Origin of the sequence: Comamonas sp. AG1104 (genome assembly GCF_003350425.1) — a bacterium.
In the GTDB taxonomy this organism is placed as follows: Bacteria; Pseudomonadota; Gammaproteobacteria; order Burkholderiales; family Burkholderiaceae_C; genus Comamonas; species Comamonas testosteroni.
Genome location: NZ_QQAS01000020.1, coordinates 1 through 1,767 on the forward strand (window position 1 = coordinate 1; position 1,767 = coordinate 1,767).

2 protein-coding genes are annotated in these 1,767 nt (G+C 65.1%); both read left to right on the top strand.

The genetic code is table 11. From position 1 onward, the window contains the following. A partial coding sequence (locus DFO48_RS25070; protein WP_233506528.1) for an electron transfer flavoprotein subunit beta/FixA family protein occupies positions 1 to 720 on the top strand: 720 nt, incomplete at its 5' end. A 154-nt stretch (positions 721 to 874) separates the two neighbouring features. Continuing rightward, positions 875 to 1,767 (top strand): electron transfer flavoprotein subunit alpha/FixB family protein (locus tag DFO48_RS25075; protein ID WP_147282779.1); only part of this gene is annotated, 893 nt, incomplete at its 3' end.

Here is a 1,767-nt window from a genome sequence, read left to right on the forward strand (position 1 = left end):
GTGGACTACAACGTCAAGGTCCGCGTGAAGTCGGACGGCACGGGTGTGGACATCGCCAACGTCAAGATGAGCATGAACCCCTTTGACGAAATCGCCGTCGAAGAAGCCGTGCGCCTGAAGGAAAAAGGCGTGGTGACCGAAGTCATCGCCGTCTCCTGCGGCGTGACCCAGTGTCAGGAAACCCTGCGCACGGCCATGGCCATCGGTGCCGATCGCGGCATCCTGGTCGAGACCGATGTCGAGCTGCAGCCTCTGGCCGTGGCCAAGCTGCTCAAGGCCCTGGTGGACAAGGAGCAACCCGGTCTGGTCATCTGCGGCAAGCAGGCCATCGACGACGATGCCAACCAGACCGGCCAGATGCTGGCGGCCCTGGCTGATCTGCCCCAGGCCACCTTCGCCTCCAAGGTCGAAGTCGCCGGCGACAAAGTGAACGTCACCCGCGAAGTGGATGGCGGCCTGGAGACCGTGGCCCTGTCCACGCCCGCCGTCATCACCACCGACCTGCGCCTGAACGAGCCTCGCTACGTCACCTTGCCCAACATCATGAAGGCCAAGAAAAAGCAGCTGGACACCTTCAAGCCCGAGGACCTGGGTGTGGACGTGACGCCTCGCCTCAAGACCGTGAAGGTCTCCGAGCCCGCCAAGCGCGGCGCTGGCGTCAAGGTGGCCGATGTGGCAGCCCTGGTCGACAAGCTCAAGAACGAAGCGAAAGTCATCTAAGGCCCCCTGAGCCGCCTCGCGTCATCCCCCGCAGGGGGACGACACCCTCGGTGCGGGGCGGCCCTTCCTCGGTGTCTCGCGCTTGAGCCGCGCCAGATTGGCCGGCTGCGGGTGATGCAGGCACCATGAAAAATTCTAGAGAAAGACGACTGAAATGACCTCTCTCGTTATTGCAGAACACGACAACGCTTCGATCAAGACCGCGACCCTGAACACCGTGACGGCCGCCAAGGCCTGCGGCGGTGATGTGCATGTGCTGGTGGTTGGCGAAGGCGCCGCCGCTGCAGCCGCTGCTGCCGCCCAGATCGCCGGAGTCTCCAAGGTCATCCACGCCGACGGCGCCAGCCTCAAGGACGGCCTGGCCGAGAACGTGGCGGCCCAGGTGCTGGCACTTGCTGGGAATGGTGCCGGCAACTACAGCCACATCCTGTTCCCCTCGACCGCCTCGGGCAAGAACGTGGCTCCTCGCGTGGCCGCCAAGCTGGACGTGGCCCAGATCAGCGACATCACCAAGGTCGACTCCGCCGACACCTTCGAGCGCCCCATCTACGCGGGCAACGCCATCGCCACCGTGCAGTCTGCCGATGCCGTCAAGGTCATCACCGTGCGTACCACGGGCTTTGATGCAGCGGCTGCCACTGGCGGCTCGGCGGCGGTGGAAACGGCGGCTGCTGTGGCCGACAGCGGCAAGAGCGCCTTTGTGGGCCGTGAAGTGACCAAGAGCGACCGTCCCGAACTGACGGCAGCGAAGATCATCGTCTCCGGCGGCCGTGCTCTGGGCTCGGCCGAGAAGTTCACCGAAGTGATCACCCCCCTGGCCGACAAGCTGGGTGCGGCCATCGGTGCCAGCCGTGCGGCTGTCGATGCGGGCTACGCGCCCAACGACCTGCAGGTGGGCCAGACGGGCAAGATCGTGGCGCCCCAGCTGTACATTGCCTGCGGCATCTCGGGTGCGATCCAGCATCTGGCGGGCATGAAGGACTCGAAGGTGATCGTGGCGATCAACAAGGACCCCGAGGCACCGATCTTCTCGGTGGCCGATTACGG